General features: G+C 72.2%; 15 protein-coding genes. 4 read left to right on the top strand and 11 right to left on the bottom strand.

Annotated features, from left to right (window positions below):
* Positions 1–74 precede the first annotated feature (74 nt).
* A complete protein-coding gene (locus tag ABC766_RS14190; protein ID WP_043760089.1) occupies positions 75–1,052 on the top strand; it encodes a Gfo/Idh/MocA family protein in 978 nt (325 codons plus the stop codon).
* Positions 1,053–1,223: 171 nt separating this feature from the next.
* Here ABC766_RS14190 and ABC766_RS14185 read toward each other — a convergent pair whose 3' ends face one another.
* Genes ABC766_RS14185 through argJ form a run of 3 tightly spaced genes read right to left on the bottom strand, consistent with a single transcriptional unit; the run spans position 1,224 to position 3,612 of the window.
* Positions 1,224–1,652, bottom strand: coding sequence for a (deoxy)nucleoside triphosphate pyrophosphohydrolase (locus tag ABC766_RS14185; protein WP_043346979.1), 429 nt, complete (start codon positions 1,650–1,652; stop codon positions 1,224–1,226).
* Positions 1,649–2,365, bottom strand: coding sequence for an SIMPL domain-containing protein (locus ABC766_RS14180; protein ID WP_043346980.1), 717 nt, complete (start codon positions 2,363–2,365; stop codon positions 1,649–1,651). Before ABC766_RS14180 ends, ABC766_RS14185 begins: the two co-directional genes overlap by 4 nt.
* Positions 2,362–3,612 (bottom strand): bifunctional glutamate N-acetyltransferase/amino-acid acetyltransferase ArgJ, encoded by a 1,251-nt coding sequence (gene argJ, locus ABC766_RS14175; RefSeq protein ID WP_345822495.1) that lies wholly within the window; start codon positions 3,610–3,612, stop codon positions 2,362–2,364. The genes ABC766_RS14180 and argJ overlap by 4 nt, the downstream gene beginning before the upstream one ends.
* Positions 3,613–3,840: 228 nt before the next feature.
* Between argJ and ABC766_RS14170 the strand changes: the two genes are divergently transcribed.
* Positions 3,841–4,275, top strand: coding sequence for a histidine kinase (locus tag ABC766_RS14170; RefSeq protein ID WP_342143024.1), 435 nt, complete (start codon positions 3,841–3,843; stop codon positions 4,273–4,275).
* Positions 4,276–4,815: 540 nt separating this feature from the next.
* A complete protein-coding gene (locus ABC766_RS14165; RefSeq protein WP_342143025.1) occupies positions 4,816–6,762 on the top strand; it encodes a methyl-accepting chemotaxis protein in 1,947 nt (648 codons plus the stop codon).
* A gap of 13 nt (positions 6,763–6,775) precedes the next feature.
* Here the strand turns inward: ABC766_RS14165 and ABC766_RS14160 are convergent, their stop codons facing one another.
* The 7 genes from ABC766_RS14160 to ABC766_RS14130 form a co-directional block, all read right to left on the bottom strand.
* On the bottom strand, positions 6,776–7,597 hold the full coding sequence (locus ABC766_RS14160; RefSeq protein ID WP_342143027.1) for a TetR/AcrR family transcriptional regulator: 822 nt from the start codon (positions 7,595–7,597) through the stop codon (positions 6,776–6,778).
* Between the two features lie 102 nt (positions 7,598–7,699).
* Complete coding sequence (gene proC / locus ABC766_RS14155) at positions 7,700–8,509, bottom strand: pyrroline-5-carboxylate reductase (protein WP_053609270.1); 810 nt, start codon at positions 8,507–8,509, stop codon at positions 7,700–7,702.
* 8 nt (positions 8,510–8,517) lie between these two features.
* Positions 8,518–9,027, bottom strand: a complete 510-nt coding sequence (locus ABC766_RS14150) for a YbjN domain-containing protein (protein WP_043346992.1) — start codon at positions 9,025–9,027, stop codon at positions 8,518–8,520.
* A gap of 290 nt (positions 9,028–9,317) precedes the next feature.
* The gene (locus tag ABC766_RS14145) at positions 9,318–9,602 is read right to left on the bottom strand and encodes an accessory factor UbiK family protein (protein ID WP_345822494.1); all 285 of its coding nucleotides are present in this window, start codon (positions 9,600–9,602) and stop codon (positions 9,318–9,320) included.
* 148 nt (positions 9,603–9,750) lie between these two features.
* A complete protein-coding gene (locus ABC766_RS14140) occupies positions 9,751–9,999 on the bottom strand; it encodes a hypothetical protein (RefSeq protein WP_043346996.1) in 249 nt (82 codons plus the stop codon).
* 133 nt (positions 10,000–10,132) lie between these two features.
* Positions 10,133–10,849 carry a PhoH family protein gene (locus ABC766_RS14135; protein WP_012321860.1) on the bottom strand — a complete coding sequence of 239 codons (717 nt, stop codon included), beginning with the start codon at positions 10,847–10,849 and terminating at the stop codon, positions 10,133–10,135.
* A gap of 419 nt (positions 10,850–11,268) precedes the next feature.
* Positions 11,269–13,650 (bottom strand): ATP-dependent helicase, encoded by a 2,382-nt coding sequence (locus tag ABC766_RS14130; protein WP_043389230.1) that lies wholly within the window; start codon positions 13,648–13,650, stop codon positions 11,269–11,271.
* A 509-nt stretch (positions 13,651–14,159) separates the two neighbouring features.
* Here ABC766_RS14130 and ABC766_RS14125 point away from each other — a divergent pair.
* The gene (locus ABC766_RS14125) at positions 14,160–17,615 is read left to right on the top strand and encodes an AsmA-like C-terminal region-containing protein (protein ID WP_345822493.1); all 3,456 of its coding nucleotides are present in this window, start codon (positions 14,160–14,162) and stop codon (positions 17,613–17,615) included.
* A gap of 141 nt (positions 17,616–17,756) precedes the next feature.
* On the opposite strand, the gene ABC766_RS14120 is transcribed toward ABC766_RS14125, so the two are convergent.
* Positions 17,757–19,892, bottom strand: coding sequence for a S9 family peptidase (locus tag ABC766_RS14120; protein WP_053609259.1), 2,136 nt, complete (start codon positions 19,890–19,892; stop codon positions 17,757–17,759).
* Positions 19,893–19,906: the final 14 nt, after the last annotated feature.

Here is a 19,906-nt window from a genome sequence, read left to right as displayed (position 1 = left end):
GTCCGGGCTCCTAAAGCCTGCGACGGGCCGCACGCCGCGGTCCGTCAGACCCGAACCTCCGCACGGATCCTCGCATGCCGACCTCCGACGCACCCCTCGCCCTCGGGATCATCGGCGCGGGCATCATGGGCGAGCGCCTGCTCGGCGCGATCCACGGGGCGGCGGATTCGCCCGTGCGGGTCGCGGCGATCTGGGATCCGGCCCCGGAGGCCCTGGCCCGGATCGGCGCGGCCTTCCCGGCGGTGCCGCGCGTGGCCGACGCCGCCGCGGTCGTGGCGGCGAGCGACTGCGTCTACGTCGCCTCGCCGCCCGCCTCGCATCTCGGCTATGCCCGCGCCGCCCTGGCCGCCGGCCGGAGCGTCTTCTGCGAGAAGCCGCTCGCCATCGATCTGGCCGATGCCCGCGCCTTCGTGGCGGACACCACGGGTGCCGGCGCGGTCAATTTCCCGTTCGCCTCGTCGCCGGGCGTGGCGACGATCGAGCGCTGGATCGAAGCGGGCGCGGTCGGCACGCCCCGGGCGCTCACCATCGCGGTGGAATTCGCTCGCTGGCCGCGCCCCTGGCAGGCCGACGCCGCGCACTGGCTCGACGCCCGGGCGGAGGGCGGCTTCACCCGCGAGGTGGTCTCGCATTTCCTGTTCCTGGCCCGCCGCCAGCTCGGCCCGCTCCAGGGCCTCGCCGGACGGATCGCCTTCCCGGAGCCGGGCCGGTCCGAGCGCGCGATCGACGTGACGCTCACCGCGGGTGGGATTCCCGTCACCCTGACCGGCCGGGTCGGGGGCGTCGAGGCCGACGACCACAACACGTGGACGCTGGAGGGCGACGCGGGCGCCGTCCGGCTGCGCGACTGGGCCATCGCCGAGCGTCGGGGCGCCGACGGGCGCTTCGAGCCGGAGCCGGACGCGATCCCCAACGAGCGGCTGCGGCCGATCACCCTCCGGCGACAGCTTGAGGGCGTCGTCCGGATGGCCCGCGGCGAACCCCACCCCCTGGCCACCTTCGCGGAGGCGCTCGCCGTGCAGGAGGTCGTAGAGGGTATCCTGGCCTTGTGAGGACCGGGCGCGGGCCCGCGCCCGAAGAACGAACCCGCCGAGGCTCCGCCGTCTTCGAGCGGAGGGCGGCCATCCAGGCCGCGGGACGCGGGTTGGCCTCTCGCTACCCTGGATCGCTGCGCTCGCGATGACGGAGCGGACCGGGACCGAGCGACCCGGACCGTGAGGCGTTCAGCTTCCCAGCAGGTCGACCAGGAACGGGATCAGCGGCGCGTCGGCGGGCGGCATGGCGAGATCGCGCAGCGCCTTCGGCCGCACCCATTTGAGCGCCTGTCCCTCCATCGGGCGCGGCGTGCCGGTCCAGCGCCGGCAGACGTAGAGCGGCATCAAAAGGTGGAAGTCCGGATAGGCATGGCTGGCGAAGGTCAGCGGCGCGAGGCAGGGCTCCTCGACCCGGATGCCGAGTTCCTCGGCGAGCTCCCGGATCAGGGTCTGCTCGGGGCGCTCGCCGGGCTCGACCTTGCCGCCGGGGAACTCCCACAGGCCGGCGAGCTGCTTGCCCGCCGGACGCTCGCTCACCAGCACCCGGCCGTCGACGTCGACGAGGGCCACGGCGACCACCAGGAGCAGGCGCAGCGCGCCGCCTTCGAGCCCGCTCATTGCGCCACCGCGAAAGCGGCCGAGACCTCGGAGGACATCTGTATCGTGCCCGCCTCGATCGGCACCCGTCGCCCTTTGGCGGCCATCGGTGCCGCGCGGGCCATCTCCAGCGCCGGGCGGTACGGTGTCCCGACCGTGGTGGTCAGCGTGCAGAGCGCGCCGAGCTTGGCCCCGACCGCCTCGGCGAGCGCCTCGGCCCGGCTCCGGGCGTCCCGGGTCGCCGCGACCTGAAGGGCTGCTTCGCTCTTGTCCGGGTCGCGCAGTCCGAAGCTCACGCCGTCGATGCGGTTCGCCCCGGAGTCCAGTGCTTGCCGGAGAAGGTCGCCGAGGCGGTCCATATCGGCGAGGCGGACCGTGACGAGGTTGCTGGCGCGGTAGCCGTCGGGCTCCTCGGTCACGGCGCCTCCGGGCCGGGCGACGGTGCGGGTCGCCGTCTGCAGGGTGACGGCGGCCGTCCCGATATCGGCCGGCGGGACCCCGAGGGCACGGGCCTGCGCCGAGACGCCGGACACCGCCTTCGAGGCCGCGTCGAGGGCGGCTGCCGCGGTCGCGGCGCGCGCCTCAATGCCGACGGTCACCTCGGCGAAGTCCGGTGCCCGCGTCTCCGCCGCGCGTCCGACGACGCTGATATGCCGCTTGCACGCCGCGTCGTCGGCCTGAACCGGGGCCGCCAGGACCGTGACCAGCAGGGCGCCGGACAGGATGGCCCTCACGAGCGGTAATCCCCGTTGATCTCGACATAGGCCTTGGTCAGGTCGCAGGTCCAGACGCGGGCATTGCCGTCGCCCAGGCCGAGATCGACCCGGATCTCGATCTCCGGTTCGCGCATCACGGCGCTGGCAGCCGCTTCGCTGTAATCGGGGTCGCGGGCGCCCTGGACGGCCACCCGGACGTCGCCGAACCAGATCGCGAGCCGGTCGCGGTCGGCGGGCTCGCCGGCCTTGCCCACGGCCATCACGACGCGGCCCCAATTGGCATCCTCGCCGGCCACCGCGGTCTTCACCAGCGGCGAGTTGGCGATCGACATCGCGATGCGGTGCGCGGAGGCGTCGCTCTCGGCGCCGGTGACCCGCACGGTGACGAACTTGCGCGCGCCCTCACCATCCTTGGCGACGAGCTGGGCCAGCTCGATCAGCAGGCCGTCGAGCGCCTCCCGGAAGCCGGCGAGACGCGGGTCGGCGGGATCCGTGATCGCCGGATGGCCGGCCCTGGCGGTGGCGAACAGCATCAGCGTGTCGGAGGTGGACGTGTCGCCGTCCACCGTTACGCAGTTGAAGCTCGTCTTCGTGCCCGCCGAGAGGAGCGCCTGCAGCACGTCCTGCGGCAGGGCCGCGTCGGTGAAGACGAAGGACAGCATCGTCGCCATGTCGGGGGCGATCATGCCGGCGCCCTTGGCGATCCCGTTGATGGTCACGGGCACGCCGGCGATCTCGGCCGTGCGGGTGGCGAGCTTCGGGAAGGTGTCGGTGGTCATGATCGCGCGGGCCGCCGCATTCCAGGCGGCCGGTCCATCCTCGGCCCGGGCCGCGCACGCCGCGAGCACGCCCTCGAACCGCTCCGCCGGAAGCGGCTCGCCGATCACGCCGGTCGACGCCACGTACACCTCCCCCGTGCGGCAGCCCGCCGCCTGCGCGGCGATCTCGACGGTGCGCGCCACCGCATCGCGACCGAGCCGGCCCGTGAAGGCGTTGGCATTGCCCGAATTGACCACCAGCGCCCGCGCGGATCCGTCGGTCAGGGCGTCGCGACACCAATCCACCGGCGCCGAGGGACATTTCGACCGGGTGAACACCCCCGCGGCCCGGGTGCCGGATTCCAGCGCGACGTAGAGCACGTCGGTTCGGCCGCTGTAGCGGATCCCCGCCTGAGCGGTGGCGATGCGCACGCCCGGCAGCGGGGGCAGCTCGGGCATCGCGGTGGGCGCCAGCGGGGAGACGGGAGGGGCTTTCGCGGATGACATCGGCTCAGGCTCCGGCACGCGCGGCTCAGGTTCCGCGGCGGCCCGGTGTTGCCCGCGCGACCCCTGCGGCGTCAACCGTGTGCTCAGCCTATGGCCACGCTTCGAGCTGCTTCGGTTTTGTGCACCGACGGCGCCGAATGCGGCGGTATCACGGCGTCGGGCTTGCGTGTGGATTGCATCCCAGCCTAGCATGCTGCATCGCAAAGTCAGCGCGAGGTCGAGTGCGGAATGCCCCCAGCCGACGTCGAGACTGCCTCGGGCAGCCTTCCCCAGGGCAGCTGCTATCGAATCCAGGTTCTGGTGGTCGGCTGCCACAAGCGCTGGCGCGACGAGGTCTCCGCGCAAGTCCGGATGCTGGGTTATCAGGTCACTTCCTGCGATCGCGGCGTCGATGCCATGACGGTGCTGGCCCTCGGCCTCCCCGTGGATGTGATCGTGGTGGATACCGCGCTCCAGGGGGGATTGTGCTGCGCGCAGCTCGCCGTCGAGGCGCGGGCCCTGCGCCCGGCCCTGCGCATCATCCTCGCCAGCGACCCGGTGGACGCGATGGAGCCGGAGGCGTCGGCCCGCGTGCCCGACGCGCTGCGCGTCCCGCGCGACCAGCTTCAGAACGGCATGGTCGCCACGATGATGCGCGAGGCGCTGGCGAGCCGCGCGGCCTGAGGTCCGGCGCGACGGCCTGAGGGGCCTCGCTAGGCGTCGAGCGAATCGCGGCCGACGCGACTCACGACGTCGCCGCGCCTCCGTGCCGGTTCGGGACTGTTGCAATCGGGACGGCCCGCTCGATGTCAGCAACGCGGGTCGGGCCGTACGGCAATCCAAATGCAGCGGCCGCGTGATCCGGTGAAAGAGGGATCCGGGCGCAGTTTTAACGCGGCTCAGCAACGGACACGCGCAAGGCGAAGCTTTCGGGCGGCCCAGAACGCGTTGTCAGAACTGGTCCATCGCGACGAGAACGCCCCGATTGCCGTTTGCGCTTGCCGCCCTGCGTCTGCGGCTGCCATGCTTGACCTGAACATCAAATATATCTCAAGATATTGTCGCTAAATATCTATAGTACAAGTTGAACTTGATCGCGTGACACGATGTTGTCATGATTGCGGCGTCTATCGTTCGGCCGAGAACTTGGCCTGTTCCGTGGAAGATACGCCTGTGAGAACTGGGATACGCTCTCGCCTCTACGCGGGATTTGCGATGCTCGTCATGATCACGGGTATCATCGGTGCATTCGCGATCTACCAGCAGGGTGTGATCAGCGAAGACCACGCGCTTCAGGAGCGGGTGGAGCGGGGTGCGCAATCGGTCCTGATGATCGACGGTCACGCCGCACGCCTCATCGGAACCGCCGAACGGTACCGGCTCCAGCCGGATCCCGATCTGATCGTCGCGATGGAGCAGACCCGGCGGGCGATCGAGCAGACCTGCGACAAGTACTTCTCGCTGGCCATGACCGACGGCGGGCGGAAGCTGTACGACGACGTGCGGGAGGCCGCCCGCGCGATGAAGCCGGAGCTGGAGCGCCTCGCGGCCTCGGGCGCGAGCCTGCGTGACGCCAGGGCGAAGCTGTACGAGACCGGCAATACCCTCACCGTTCTTCTCGGAAACCTGCTCGCGGACGTGCGCGCCCGAGGCGGCGAGGCGATGCTGGCGCGGACCGAGCACATCGAGAATGCCGTCCTGCGGTCCCGCATCGCATCGGCCCGCTTCGTGATCGGCCTGGATCCGCAGGACCGCAGCACCTTCGAGCAGCGGGTCGAGCAGGCTCTGGCGGCCCTTGACGCGTTCAAGGACACGCAGGGCGGCGCGGTCTTCGCGCAGCAGGTCAGGACCGTTCGCGACGCGCTGGTCGCCTCCGCGACCGGCTTCCGTGCGTACGATCAGGCGGTGGCTTCGGCAAAGGCGACGTTCGAAACCGGGATCAAGCCCCACACCGACGCGATCGAACGGCTCGGCATCGCGCTGCGCGACCGGATCGTGGCCGCCGGCGAGAGGATTTCCCGGGAGACTGCGTCGGCCGCGTCACGGGCCCGCTACATCCTGATCGGCCTCGTCGGCGCGGCCCTGCTCCTCGGGGGCGTCCTGGCCTTCATGCTGGCCCGCAGCATCATCCGGCCGATCGCCGGCATGACGGAGGCGATGACGCGGCTGGCCGGCGGCGACCTTCAGGTCGTGGTGCCGTACCGCGACGCGGCCGACGAGATGGGCGCGATGGCCAAGGCCGTCGACATCTTCCGGCAGAACGCGGTCGCCCGAGCGGAGCTCGAGGCGGCGCAGGCCGCCGAGCGGGAGGCTCGCCTGCGCCGGGCCGAGCGGGTCGAGCAGCGCGTCCAAGCCTTCCAGGCGAAGATCGCCGCCTCGCTCGCCATCGTCACGGCGGCGACCAGCGAACTCGACGCGACCGCGCAGGCGATGACCCGGGTGGCCGACAACACCAACAGTCAGGCGGTGACGTCGAGCTCGGCCGCCGCGCAGACCTCGGCCAACGTCCAGACCGTCGCGGCGGCCGCCGAGGAGATGGTCTCCTCGCTTCAGGAGATCGAGCGGCAGGTCGTGCGCTCCAACGAGGTGGCCGGTCACGCCGCCCACGAGGCCGAGGCGACCAACGCCGCGATGGCGAGCCTGCGCGCCGCCGCCGAGCAGATCGGCGCCGCCGTGATCATGATCTCCGGCATCGCGAACCAGACCAACCTGCTGGCCCTCAACGCCACCATCGAGGCGGCGCGGGCCGGCGAGGCGGGGCGCGGCTTCGCCGTCGTGGCCTCCGAAGTGAAGGAGCTCGCTTCGCAGACGGCGCGGGCCACCGAGGAGATCGGCAGCCAGATCGCCGCGATCCAGGCGGCCTCGGGGCAGGCCGCGGAGGCGATGGCCCAGATCGGCCGCACGATCGCCGCCGTGAACGAGATCAGCGGCGCCATCGCCGCAACGGTGGTGCAGCAGACGGCGGCTACGAGCGAGATCTCGCGCAATGCCGGTGAAGCGGCGCGGGGCACAGAGAATGTGTCAGCCAACGTCACGCGCGTGCTGGCTGCTGCCCGCGAGACCGGCAGCGCAGCCGCGCAGGTCCAGAGCGCTGCGTCCGAGCTTGCCACCCAGTCATTGACGGTCAAGCGCGAGATCGACAGCTTCCTCGACGACATTCAGGCGGCGTGAAGGCCAGGGCGGCCTAGATGGCGGCGGTGTCGGTCTCGTCGCCGTCGCGCGTCCGCCGCTCGCGGGGGCGTCGATCGAGGAAGGAACGGCCGAGGGCGCGCAGCGGCGCCGTCAGCCGGCGGACATCCTCGGCGCGTTCCATGACGCGCTCGCCGTTGCGGATCTCCTTGTCGAGCTTCGCCATCGTCCGGGCCAGGGCCGGGTCGTCGTCGTCGAGCCAGACCTGGGTCACGCGGGCGAAAGCGATGACCACGCCCTGCAGCTTGAGCTGTCCGAGGGGGCCTTCGGTGTCGATCCCGGCCGCCGCCAGCATGTAACGGTGCGAGTTCAGCATCACACCGTTCAGCGCCAGCATCGACAGCGGCTCACCGCGCAGCGCGTAGGCGATCCGGCGCAGGGCGGGCTTGTAGGGCTCCATCGCGTCGATGCGGCGCATCAGAACGTCGAACAGCCGCTCGCGGGTGGGCTCCTCCTCGAGGCCGGCGAGATCGCCCTCCAGAACCTTGCGGTCGATGATGCGGGTCAGGCCGCCGAGCACGGCGCCCTTCGACGGGAACAGGTCGCGCAGTTCGGCGAGCGTCAGACCCGCCTCCCGGGCGATGTCGCTCACCTCGATGTCGTTCCAGGGCTGCTCGGCGGCGAGCCGCATCAGAGCCTCGACGGCGGCCTCCCGGGGCGGCAGCTTCGGCGCGCTATCCTCCGGCGCCGCACCGGCGCTCCGCGCCGCGCCATCCTGAGCGGAGGCCGCGGGGGCGACGCTCTCGGTGGCGCTGCTCGCCTTGGGGGACGTCGCGCCCTTGCGGGGACGCTTGGAGGTGGCTCTGCTCTCGGTCATGGATCGGTCGCCCGGTCTGTCGGTCGTGACGCCTCATGTAGGCGAGCCGGCGGCGAAGGGCAGGGCCGTCGCGCGGCCATGCCGCACGGACGCCGCGCCGTGTCAGCCGGCGAGGTCCTCCGCCCGTCTGCGGGCCGCCGCCACGGCCTCCCGCATCAGCGCGCCGAGGCCGTCCGGCCGCATCAGCACGTCGAGGGCCGCCGCCGTGGTGCCGCCGGGGGAGGTGACGTTGCGGCGCAAGTCCGCCGCCTCGGCGGGGTCCGCGTCGAGGAGCGCACCGGCCCCCGCCACCGTCGCCCGGGCGAGGCTGCGGGCCACGTCGGGATCCAGGCCGGCCGCGATGCCGGCATCCGCCAGGGTCTCGGCGAGCAGGAACACGTAGGCCGGCCCGGAGCCCGAGACCGCCGTCACGGCGTCGATCTGCGCCTCGTCGGTGAGCCACGCCACCGTGCCGTTCGCCGCGAACAGCGCCTCGGCGGCCGCGCGCTGCGCGGGCGTCACCTCGGGATTCGCGCAGGCGCCGGTGGCGCCCCGGCCGATACTCGCCGGCAGGTTCGGCATGGCCCGGACGACGGCCCGCGCCCGCGGCAGGCGGGCGCGGAGATCCGCGATGGTCTTGCCCGCCAGGATCGAGACGAGGAGCGTGTCGCGGCCGATCAGCCGGTCGAGCCCCGGGGCGGCCGTCTCCAGACCCTGCGGCTTGATGCCGAGGACCAGAACGGCGCCGGGCTCGGGGGCCGGGGGGTTCAGGGCGATGCCCCGTTCGGTACAGAGGTCCACGATAGCGCCGGACGGCACGGGGTCGATGATCGTTGTCCGGCGCGGGTCGAGGCCAGCATCCAGCCAGCCCGCCAGCATCGCGCCGCCCATCTTGCCGGCTCCGGCCAGGACCAGCGAGGCGGGCATCGGCATCGGGCCGGTCACGCCTCGCCTTCGGTCTCGAACAGGACCGCGTCCAGCGCTTCGCGGGCGCTCTTGCCGGCCCAGAGCACGAACTGGAACGCCTGGAAGTAGCGTTCGCAGGCGTCCACCGCGGTCTTCATCATGGTGGCGCATTGCGGGTGGGTCGGCACCGCGCCCCCCGTCAGCAGCAGGGCGTGCCGGAACATCACGACATTGTCGGTGGTCCAAAGGTCGAAATGGCCGACCCACAGCTGTTCATTGATCATCGCGATCAGGCGCATCACCTCGGTGCGCTGCCGCTCCTGCACCTTGAGGTCGAAGGCGCAGGCGACGTGAAGCGCCTCGACATCCTCGATCCACGTGAAGGCCACGTTGTAGTCGGTCCACCGGCCGGGGCTCGTGACCGACATCTCGTCGGTCTCGGCCCGGTCGAAGATCCAATCGCGCAGGGAGGCCAGCCGCTCGACGACGTCGAGCGGATGCTCGTTCCGGTCCGGGTCGTGGAAGTCGACGTTGAGAAGCGGCATGACGATCCAAAAGGACGGCCCGGACGAGATCCGGCCCGACGTGACGGTGACGCGAAACCGGAGCGTGAGAACACTCCGAGAACTGGAACGATCGGCAGATCTAGGCCGGTGGTGATGCGATCGACTGTCGAAGCTCTGCGGACATCGCCCTGCAGCCCCCGAATCACCCTATGCCCGACTATAGACCGGCCGTGACTCGCGACACAAAGTGCAGGTCACAATCGGTGAACAGGAAACCGGATCGTCGCCGCGGCTTCCTGTGTAAAAGCCGGGGGCGTTGCCGCGGAGACTCAGACGGCCTCGCTCAGGCCCGCGGCGCCCGCTCCGGCGGCGCCGGATTTCGCCTCCAGGGCCGCAATGCGGGCCGACAGGGCCTCGTTCTGCGCCTGCAGCTGAGTCACGAGGTCGCGGAGCACGTCGAGCTCCTCGCGCGAGGCGATGTCGAGGTCGCGGATGACGCGTTCGAGCTGCGCCCGGACCACGGTCTCCGCCTCGCGGCGGACGCCCTGCGCGGCGCCGGCCGCGTCGGTCATCAGGCGGGCGAGATCGTCGAACAGTCGATTGGAGGGGGGCATCGAGGTCTCCCGGATCGGCCGGCTGCCGCGGCGGCCGCCTGACGGCGCGATTCGAGAGGACGAGATAGGAATCTTCGCGATGGGGAGCAACGCCCGGTCGGTCCGGGACGGCGAGGCGGAGGCGCGAGGCCCCCGCTTCGCCGGCTGATCACATGTGGCGCATCATGCGGCGATGCATGCGGTGATGCATCATGCGGCGCTCCATCCGGCGGTGCATCATGCGGCGCTCCATCCGGCGGTGCATCATGCGGTGCTCCATCGGGGTCATGCGGACATGGGTCACGGCGTCGGGCGCCGTGACGGCGCCGGGCATCGCCGGAGCCGCCGAGGCCGGCTGGACGAGGGCGGCGCCGCCCAGGGAGGCCAGCACGGCAAAGGCGAAGGTCAGTTTCCTCACGAGGAGACTCCAATTTTCTGGTGGCCGGGTCGGGTGCCCGGTTCCTCCTCCCGGACGGGAGGTGCGGAGAGTCGTCTCGTGCCGCGGGGCGGCACGGCGGGTCTGCGAGGACCCGCCGCCATCAACTGCCAAGTCAGAGATTCGTTTCCTCGAAGGCCTTCACCCATTCGGCACAGATTCCCGAACGCACGATGTCGTTGCGGGTGAACTCCACCACCGGGATCGGCATCATCCGGCTCTTGACCATGTGCATGACGGTGCGCAGGCCGGAGGTCTCGCGCAGGTCGGTCTGCGACACATCGCCGTTGATGATGACCTGACAATCGTCGCCGATCCGGGTCAGGAACATCTTGATCTCGTTGATCGTGGTGTTCTGTGCCTCGTCGAGGATCACGAGGCAGTTCTTGAAGGTCCGCCCGCGCATCACCTCGAAGGGGACGATCTCGATGTCGCCGGTCTTGAGGGCGATCTCGAAGGCGGCGGCGCCCATGCGCTCCTTCATGGCCTCGGTCAGCGGGGCGACCCAGGGGGCGATCTTCTCTTCCAGCGTGCCGGGGAAGTAGCCGAGGGACCGGCCCGAGGGCACGTTCGGGCGGGTGATGACGACCTTGGCGATCCGGCGCTGGCGGAGCTGGTCCGCCGCGCGGGTGCCGGCGATGAAGGTCTTTCCGGTGCCGGCCGGCCCCAGGACGATGACCTGCGGGGAGCGGGCGAGGGCGTCGAGATACTCGGCTTGGCGTTCGGTGAGCGGCTGGATGGGGGCGAGGTTGCGTTCTTCGTCGAAGCGTGTGCGGTGAATGCGGGACGTGCGGTCTTCAACCAGTTCAAGTCGTGCGCGGCGTCTCTTCATGGATGTACACTCCAACGGGACTAGCCAACCTGGATCTGTATCTGAACTGCCGTTTACCTGCGTGCTCCCGGTTCTATTCGTTTGCGAAACTTAATACCGGCCCCAGGCCGAAGGTTCCGCCCCGCGCTCGTCCGCCTGTGGAGAGCGTCACGACGATCCGTGCGCGGCCGAATACACGATGCAACTGGCGCACCAGTGCGATTCGCATCCGACGAATGCGCGCCGGGTGTGACCAAGGGGTGACGGTGGGCAAGGGGGCTTCGAAAAAGCCGCGCGGCTGGCGCGGATGCATCAGGTTCGGGACGGGGGAGACGCGATGACGCGGCATCCGGCACGATCACGATCCTCCCCGCCCGCAGGGGCGAAGCCGGCCGACCCTGCCGCCCTGAAACGTCCGGGCTTGGTCGGCGGGACGGGCCTCACCCGGCCTGGATGAAGCTGTCGAGCACCATTTTCTGGCCGGCCTTGTCGAAGTCAACGGTGAGCTTGTTGCCATCGACGCCCGCGACCGTTCCGGGCCCGAACTTGGTGTGGAAGACCCGCTGGCCGGCCTGGAAGGCCGAGGGCGCGCCCGTCGACTTGGCGATCAGCTCGCCCTCGATCTGGCGGGGTCCGCCGGACTGGCCGCCGGAGCGGCCGCCCGGGCCCGCGGACCGGAAGCCGCCGCCGGACCCGGACCGGCCACCCGGCGCGGTGTTGGCCTGCGCCCGCTGCCAGCCCGGCGTGCCGTAGCTCGATCCGAACGGCGCCGGGTTGCGGTCGAACCGCGAGGCGCCGGCCGAGAAGTGGGCGGGGGCTTCGACCACGTCGACGGCGGTCTCGGGCAACTCGTCGATGAACCGCGACGGGATAGTCGACGACCAGAGCCCGTGGATGCGCCGGTTGACCGCGAAGGACAGCTTCGCCCGCTTGCGCGCCCGGGTCAGGCCCACATGGGCGAGGCGCCGCTCCTCCTCCAGGCCGGCGCGGCCGCTCTCGTCCAGCGCCCGCTGGTTCGGGAACAGGCCGTCCTCCCAGCCGGGGAGGAACACGGTGTCGAATTCGAGCCCCTTGGCGGCGTGGAGCGTCATCAGCGAGACCCGCTCGGCACCTTCCGCCTCGGAGGCCTCCATCACCAGGGAGACGTGCTCCAGGAAGGCCGCGAGGTCGGGGAATTCCTCCATGGAGCGGACGAATTCCTTCAGGTTCTCCAGCCGGCCGGCGGCGTCGGCCGAGCGGTCCTTCTGCCACATCTCGGTGTAGCCGGATTCCTCGAGGATCGTCTGCGCGACCTCGCTGTGCGGCTGCGCCTCGACCAGCCGCGCCCACCGCGCGAAGCTCTCGGTGAGCGCCCGCAGGGTCGAGCGGACCCGGGGCTTCAGCTCGTCGGTCTCGCACAGGCGCTCGGCGGCGATCCGCAGGGGCAGCCGGTTGGCGCGGCCGTAGGTGTGGAGCTGCTGCAGGGTGGCGTCGCCCAGGCCGCGCTTGGGCGTGTTCACGATCCGCTCGAAGGCGAGGTCGTCGCTGACATTCACGGTGGCGCGCAGATACGCCAGGGCGTCGCGGATCTCGGCGCGCTCGTAGAAGCGCGGGCCGCCGATGACCCGATAGGGCAGGCCGAGCTGGACGAACCGATCCTCGATCTCGCGCATCTGCGCGGAAATCCGCACCAGCACGGCGATCTCCGACAGGGGATGCTGCTTCACCTGGAGGGATTCGATCGATTCGGCGAGCATCCGCGCCTCCTCCTCGGAATCCCAGGCGCCCGTGACGGTGACGCGCTCGCCCGGCTCGTCGTCGGTGCGCAGGGTCTTGCCGAGGCGGCTCTCGTTCTTGGCGATCAGCCCCGAGGCGGCGGCGAGGATATGGCCGGTGGAGCGGTAGTTGCGCTCCAGCCGCACCACCACCGCGCCGGGGAAATCGTGCTCGAAGCGCAGGATGTTGTCGACCTCGGCGCCGCGCCAGCCGTAGATCGACTGGTCGTCGTCGCCCACGCAGGCGATGTTCTTGCGCTGTTGCGCCAGCAGGCGCAGCCACAGGTACTGCGCGACGTTGGTGTCCTGGTACTCGTCCACCAGGATGTAGCGGAACCGGTCCTGGTAATTGGCCAGGACGTCGGGGTTCTCCCGCCAGAGCTTGAGGCAGAGCAGCAGGAGATCGCCGAAATCGACGGCGTTCAGCGTCGCGAGCCGGGCCTGGTAGGCGGTGTAGAGCGCGCCGCCCTTTCCGAAGGCGAACGAGGCAGCCTCGCCCGGGGGCACCTGCTCGGGGCCGAGGCCGCGGTTCTTCCAGCCGTCGATGGCGTGGGACAGGGCCCGGGCCGGCCAGCGCTTCTCGTCGACGTTCTGGTCGGCGATCACCTGCTTCATCAGCCGGAGCTGGTCGTCGGTGCCCAGGATGGTGAAGTCGGATTTGAGCCCGACCAGCTCGGCATGGCGGCGCAGGATCTTGGTGCCGATGGCGTGGAAGGTCCCGAGCCAGGGCATGCCTTCGCCGGCGGGGCCGATCAGCGTGCCGATCCGGTGTTTCATCTCCCGGGCGGCCTTGTTGGTGAAGGTCACCGCCAGGATGTCGAAGGGGCGCGCCCGCCCGGTGGCGATCAGGTGGGCGATGCGGGTGGTCAGCACCCGGGTCTTGCCGGTGCCGGCGCCGGCCAGCACGAGGATCGGGCCCTCCGTGGTCTCGACGGCGCGGCGCTGCTCGGGATTGAGCCCCTCGAGATAGCCGGCGGCGTCGCGGCGGAGGGCGCCCATGGCGCGGGCGGTGATGGACGTGGCGGGCGCGCCGTCCCCGGCGGGCTGCGCTTGCGGGCGGTTCTGCATCCCGCATCCCTGGACCAAATCGCGAACGGCGTCGAGGCCGTTCGCGCCGCCGAGGGGGCGCGGAGCCATGAAGCGCGGCTGTCCGCGCTGGGACGATCCGCGCCCTTCGGGGCCCGCGGCCGGCTGCGGGGCGCCGCCGTCTCCCCGGTGGCCGCGGATCGGCACGTGTGTGATCGGGGGCCGACAGCGGCGGCGGAGCGCGACAAGCCCCCTCTCCCGTGCGGGAGAGGGTTGGGGTGAGGGATCAGGTCTTTCCGGAGAGGTCGCATCCCTCACCCTGTCCCTCTCCCGCACGGGAGAGGGGACCCGCGCCCGGTCCGGAGCTCCTGGCCCGGGGTGCCGCGGGCCGCCGCGCGCGCGCCGAGAGCCGCTCCGGACCGTGGCATCGCCGCTGGCGCTCCCGGGGGCTTATCGTGCTATGGCCGTGACAACTGACTCGCGGGGGCACGCGGGGCACGGCGGCACGGTGATGGCGCGGCCTCGCGGAGAGATGGTGCGGAACAGGACCATTGCGTGATCTTCTGACCGCGCTGGCGTGCGCCGTCATCCTGGTTCTCGTGGCGGCGCTCGCCGTTCCGCCCTTCGTCGACTGGCAGGCCCATCGCGCGCTCGTCGACCGGGCGCTCGCCCGGTCCCTCGGCGTCCCGGTCCGGACCGACGGCCGGATCGAGGTCCGGCTGCTGCCCTCGCCGCGGCTGCGCGTGGACCGCCTGCATCTCGGCGCCGATCCGGACCGGCCGAGCCTGGACGCCCGGTTCGTCAAGGCCGAGATCGCCCTCGCGCCGCTCCTGAAGGGCGAGTTCCGTTTCACCGAGACCCGGATCGGCCGGGCCGAGATCAAGCTCCCGGTCGCCGGCCCCGACGCCCTGAAGCTGCCGGCCGATTTCGGTGGCGCCCTGCGCGACCGCGACCTCGCGATCGAGAACCTGCAGATCCAGCAGTTCCTGGTCACCACGCAGGTGCCCGCCACCGGGCGGACCGACCAGCTCTACGTCCAGGACCTGCACCTGCAGGCGCCGGCCCTGGTCGGCCCCTGGCGGGTCGAGGGGACGAGCGGCGGCATCCCGTTCCGGGCGGTGAGCGGCACGCCGGGACCCGACGGGCGCCTCGCCGCCAAGATCTCCGGCGGCGGCGACGCGGCTCCGCGCTTCGAGGCGGATGCACGCTTCGGCCTCGCGCCGAGCGAAGCCGGCGGCTCCCTGGTCGAGGCCGAGGGCTCGGCGCGCCTCGTCGTCGGGCCGCCGACCCAGGCCGCGGGCGCCTACCTGCCCTTCTCGCTGGCCGGCACCTTCAAGGCCCGGGGCACGCAGGTGCGGTTCGAGGGCGTCGACCTCGCCATCGATCCCGGGGGCCGGAGCCTGCGGTTCGGCGGCACCGGCCGGCTCGATCTCCGCCAGTGGCGCGGCGGCCTGACCCTCGAGGCCCGCCGCCTCGACCTCGACGCCTTCCTGACCTCGGCGGAGGGCCAGAACCTGATCGGCCGCGGCCTGCCGCGCTCGGCCGGCAGCCTGCCGGCCATGCTCGATCTCGACCTCACGGTGGGCAGCGCCGTGCTCGGCGGCGAGGATTGGTCGAACCTCGCCCTCACCGGCACCCTGGAACGGGCCGGCGGCCTGCTGCTGCGCCGCCTGTCGGTGACGGGCCCGGCCGACGCCACCGTCGCGGCGAGCGGGCAGGTCGAGACGGCCCCGTTGCGTTTCACCGGCCCGGTGGCGCTCACCGCCCCCGATTCGGAGGCGTTGGGCCGCTATCTGCGCCGCCTCGGCGCCGAGGGGCCCCTCGTCGCGCTCCTCGACGGGCGCACGGTCGAGGCCGCCGCCGACCTGTCGGCCGCCGCCACCGGCCTGTCCCTGCGCAACCTGCGCCTCGGCCTCGGACCGGCGCGGATCACCGGCAACGCCCGCTACACCGCCGCCGAGGGCACCGAGCGCGGCCGCTTCGAGGCCCAGATCCGCGCCAGCGGCCTCGACATCGCCGGCCTGCCGCCCCTTGGGACGACGCTCGGGACCCTGCGCGACACCGACCTCGCCCTGACCCTGGAAGCGAAGGATGTCCGGTTCGGCGCCACGGGCTCCGGCACCGGGACGATCGCGGCGCGGATCCAGTCCGACGGCGCCGGCCTCACGGTCGACAGCCTCGACGTCACCGATCTCGCCGGCGCCAGCGCCCGGCTGTCCGGCCAGATCGGCGCGGACGGGACCGGCCGCGTCTCCGGACGGCTGAAGGCCCCGGCGGCGGCGCCGCTGCTCGGCCTGCTTGAGCGGGTCTGGGTGGGCGAGATCCGCCTGCTGCCCGCCGTCCTGCGGGACGCGCCCCTCGACCTCGCCGTCACCCTCGACCGGGCGGGCGGCGCGGCCGCGGCTTTGCGGACTCAGGCGCGGGGCAGCGCCGGCGGCGGCACCCTCGACCTGACCCTGGCGAGCCGCGGCACGCGGATCGAGGGCGGCACCGCCACGCTCACCGCGCCCCGGGCGGGGGCGTGGTTCGGCCGCACCGACATCGTTGGCCTCCAGCAGCCCGCCGAACTGCACGTGACGGCCGAGCGGCCGGACGGGCAGGCCCTCGCCCTGACGGCGAACGGAACGGTCGCGGGCCTCCGGCTCTCCACCGGCCGCCCGATCCTGGTCGGTCCCGACTTCGTGCCCACGGGCGGCGAAGTCCGGGCCGACACGGCCGATCTGGCGCCGTTCCTGACGCTCGCCGGCGCCGCGACCCTGGCCCCCGGCGCGTGGCCGGCCGACCTCACCGTCACGCTGTCGCGGCAGCAGGGCGAGACCGCCGCCGCCATCGCCGGCACGGTCTCGGGTTCGGGGGTGAACGGGACGCTGCTGCGGGCGGCGGGCGGCGCCCTGCACGGCCGCCTCGCCCTCGACCGCCTGTCCGTGCCGCAGCTCGCCGCCGCCCTGGTGATCCCGCCGGGGGCGAACGGCACGTTCGGGCCGCCGACGGCCCATCCGGCCCTGTCCCTCGACGCCCGCGTCGCCAGCCTGGATCTCGGGCGCGGCCTCGTCGCCACGGAGGCGACGGCCGCCCTGGGCCTCACCGACGGGAACCTGATCCTGCGGGACCTGTCCGGCAAGCTCGCCGGGGGACGGCTCGTGGGTTCTGTGACGATCGCCCGTCTCGGGGCCGGCGCCGCGGTCTCCGGCTCGGGCAGCCTCGACGGTGCGGCGCTCCCGACGCTGGCCGGCGGCCCGATCGGCGGCCGCCTGAGCGCCGATCTGCGGTTCGCCGCCACGGCCGAGACCCTGCCGGGCCTCGCCGACAGCCTCTCGGGCAGCGGCGCGCTCACCCTGACCGATCTGAGCCTGCCCGCGGCCGATCCCGCGGCCCTCGGCCGGGTGCTGGCCCGGGCGGCCGAGATGGACGACCCGCTCCGCGAGGGGCGGCTCCAGGCCCTGGTCACCGAGGAACTCGCCCGGGGCGGCGGGCAGGCGCGGGGATCCGCCCGGGCCGCCGCCACCATCGTGGGCGGCGTCCTGCGGGCCGGGCCGTTCGACCTCGATCTCGGCCCGGCCCGCTGGGCCGGCACCGTCGGCTACGACCTGCGCGCCGGCCGCCTCGACGTCCGCGGCACGCTCGTGGGCGGCCCGGTCCCCCGGGGCTGGAATGCCGGCCCGCCCGCGGTCCAGTTCGGCCTGACCGGGCCCCTCGGCGCGCCGGAGCGCGTCCTGGACGTCGGCACCCTGTCGAACGGCCTCGCCGCCTTCGTGCTGCAGCGCGAGCTGGAGACGATCGAGCTGACCGAGGCCGACCAGGTGGAGCGGCAGCGCCGCCGCGCCCGGATCGAGATGGACCGGGCCCGCGCGGCGGCTCTCAAGGCCGCGGCCGATAAGGCTGCCGCCGAGAAAGCGGCTGCGGAGAAAGCCGCCGCGGAGAAGGCCGCCGAGGAGGCGGCGAAGCGGGCCCGCAATCCGGACGAGGGGATCGCCCAACCGCCGGCTCCCGCCGAGGTCCGACCATGAGGCCGGCCGCATCCTGAGGGGGGGGCTCCCATCTCCGTGGGACCGGCCCCTCTGAACGCCTCAGGCGCCGCGCCCCGTCATCGCCCCGTCACGGCCCCGTCATCGCCGTCATGGGCCATGCGCCCGCACGGACGACGGCGCTCAAGCCTTCCCCACCGCCATGAGCGCGAAGGCGTAGATCAGCGCCACCTCCTCCAGCCGGTCGAACCGGCCGGCGGCGCCGCCATGGCCGGCCTCCATGTTGATCCGCAGGAGCACCGGCCCGCCGCCCGTCATGGTGGCGCGCAGCCGCGCGACCCACTTGGCCGGCTCCCAGTAGGTCACCCGCGGGTCGGTGAGGCCCCCGAGCGCCAGGATCGCCGGATAGTCCTTGGCGGCGACGTTGTCGTAGGGCGAGTACGACAGGATCGTCCGGAAGGCGGCCTCGCTCTCGCCCGGGTTGCCCCATTCGGGCCATTCCGGCGGGGTCAGGGGCAGCTCCGCGTCGAGCATTGTGTTGAGCACGTCGACGAAGGGCACGTCGGCGACGATCCCGGCGAACAGCTCCGGCGCGAGGTTGGCCACCGCCCCCATCAGCATCCCGCCCGCCGATCCGCCATGGGCGACGATGCGCTTCTCGGCGGTGTAGCGCGCCGCGATCAGGGCCCGGGCGCAGGCGATGAAGTCCGTGAAGGTGTTGGGCTTCTTCTCGCGCTTGCCGTCGAGGTACCAGCGCCAGCCCTTCTCGGTGCCGCCGCGGATATGGGCGATCGCGTAGACGAAGCCGCGGTCGACGAGGCTCAGCAGGTTCGTGCGGAACGCCGCCGGCATCAGCGTGCCGTAGGAGCCGTAGCCGTAGAGCAGCAGCGGCGCGCTGCCGTCGAGGACGAGATCCCGCCGGTGCAGCAGCGAGATCGGCACCTGCGCGCCGTCGGGCGCGGTGGCGAAGAGCCGCCGGGTCACGTAGGCGGCCGGATCGTGGCCGCTCGGCACCGCCTGACGCTTGCGCAGGACCCGCGTGCGGGCCGCGCAGTCGTAGTCCCAGGTCTCCGACGGGGTCGTCATCGACGCGTAGACGAAGCGGATCGTGGCCGTGTCGAAGGCGAGGCCGGCGCGCAGGCCGAGGGAATAGGCTTCCTCCTCGAAGGCGACCGTGTGCTCGGCGCCGTCGGCCAAGTCGCGCACGACGATCCGCGGCTTGGCGTTCTCGATCTCCAGACGGATCAGGTGGCCGGTGAGCAGGTGCAGGTGGCGGATCATCACCCCGGCCCGGTGCGGCACGAGGTCGGTCCAGCGGGCGCGGCCCGGATCGTCCAGCGGCGCGGTGACGATCTTGAAGTCCTCGGCGCCGTCCGCGTTGGTGCGGATGAACAGCCGGTCGCCGCGATGCTCGACCCCGTAGATCAGCAGCGGCGTGCGCGGCTCGACGAGGCGCAAGGGGGCGTCCTCCGCGTGCCGGTCGAGGAGCCGGACCTCGGAGGTCTCATGGTCGCTCACCGTCACGTCGAGGAAGGCGCCGGACTGGGTCTTGCCGATATGGACGAAGTAGCCGGCATCGGCTTCCGTGTAGACGGTCTCGTCCTCGCTCTGCCCCGTGCCGATGCGGTGCCGCATGACCTTCGCGGGCCGGTGGTTGGCGTCCACCGCCACGTACCAGAAGCTCGCTCCGTCCGCGGCCCAGACCGCCTCGCCGGAGGTCGCGTCGACCCGGTCGTCGAGATCGAGGCCGGTGGCGACGTCGCGCACCCGGATCGTGTAGAGTTCCGAGCCCTTGGTGTCGGCGCTCCAGGCGAGTCGTTCGTGGTCGTCGGAATGCACCGCGGCGGCGATCTCGAAGAACGGCAGGCCCTCGCCCTCGCGGTCGCCGTCGATGAGGATCGTCTCGTCCGGGTCCGGCCCCGTTTCGGGCACGTCGGGCGATGTGGCCGGCCGCCGGCAGATCAGCGGGTGCTGGCCGCCCGCGCGATGGCGGGTGTAGTAGGCGAAGGGCCCGTCCGGCTCCGGGACGCCGCTCTCGTCCTCCTGGATGCGCCCGCGCATCTCGGCGACCAGCTGCCGCCGCAGCTCCGTGCTCCCGGCGAGCGCCTGTTCGGCGAAGGCGTTCTCGGCCTTCAGGTAGGCGGCGATGTCGTCGGGCAGCGCCGACGGGTCCTTGAGGACCGTCTGCCAGTTCTCGGCCTTCAGCCAAGCGTAATCGTCGGTGATCTCCTGCCCGTGGACGCTGAAGCGTCGCGGCCGGACCTCGGCGACCGGCGCGCCGGACCGGTGAGCGAGCAAGCCGTGGCCGATCTCCGTCATTGTCTCTCCCGTCG

This window comes from Methylobacterium fujisawaense, from assembly GCF_039619325.1.
Taxonomy (GTDB): domain Bacteria; phylum Pseudomonadota; class Alphaproteobacteria; order Rhizobiales; family Beijerinckiaceae; genus Methylobacterium; species Methylobacterium fujisawaense.
This window is presented reverse-complemented; position numbering and strand designations above follow the sequence as displayed.

Excerpts from the sequence above, each read along its gene's own strand:
- ABC766_RS14165 (WP_342143025.1), top strand. The coding sequence starts at position 4,816 with ATGATCACGGGTATCATCGGTGCATTCGCGATCTACCAGCAGGGTGTG.
- ABC766_RS14150 (WP_043346992.1), bottom strand. The coding sequence starts at position 9,027 with ATGCCGCTTCTCAACGTCGACTTCCACGACCCGGACCGGAACGAGCAT.
- ABC766_RS14145 (WP_345822494.1), bottom strand. The coding sequence starts at position 9,602 with ATGCCCCCCTCCAATCGACTGTTCGACGATCTCGCCCGCCTGATGACC.
- ABC766_RS14130 (WP_043389230.1), bottom strand. The coding sequence starts at position 13,650 with ATGCAGAACCGCCCGCAAGCGCAGCCCGCCGGGGACGGCGCGCCCGCC.
- argJ (WP_345822495.1), bottom strand. The coding sequence starts at position 3,612 with ATGTCATCCGCGAAAGCCCCTCCCGTCTCCCCGCTGGCGCCCACCGCG.
- ABC766_RS14160 (WP_342143027.1), bottom strand. The coding sequence starts at position 7,597 with ATGACCGAGAGCAGAGCCACCTCCAAGCGTCCCCGCAAGGGCGCGACG.
- ABC766_RS14135 (WP_012321860.1), bottom strand. The coding sequence starts at position 10,849 with ATGAAGAGACGCCGCGCACGACTTGAACTGGTTGAAGACCGCACGTCC.
- proC (WP_053609270.1), bottom strand. The coding sequence starts at position 8,509 with ATGCCGATGCCCGCCTCGCTGGTCCTGGCCGGAGCCGGCAAGATGGGC.
- ABC766_RS14120 (WP_053609259.1), bottom strand. The coding sequence starts at position 19,892 with ATGACGGAGATCGGCCACGGCTTGCTCGCTCACCGGTCCGGCGCGCCG.
- ABC766_RS14170 (WP_342143024.1), top strand. The coding sequence starts at position 3,841 with ATGCCCCCAGCCGACGTCGAGACTGCCTCGGGCAGCCTTCCCCAGGGC.
- ABC766_RS14185 (WP_043346979.1), bottom strand. The coding sequence starts at position 1,652 with ATGAGCGGGCTCGAAGGCGGCGCGCTGCGCCTGCTCCTGGTGGTCGCC.
- ABC766_RS14190 (WP_043760089.1), top strand. The coding sequence starts at position 75 with ATGCCGACCTCCGACGCACCCCTCGCCCTCGGGATCATCGGCGCGGGC.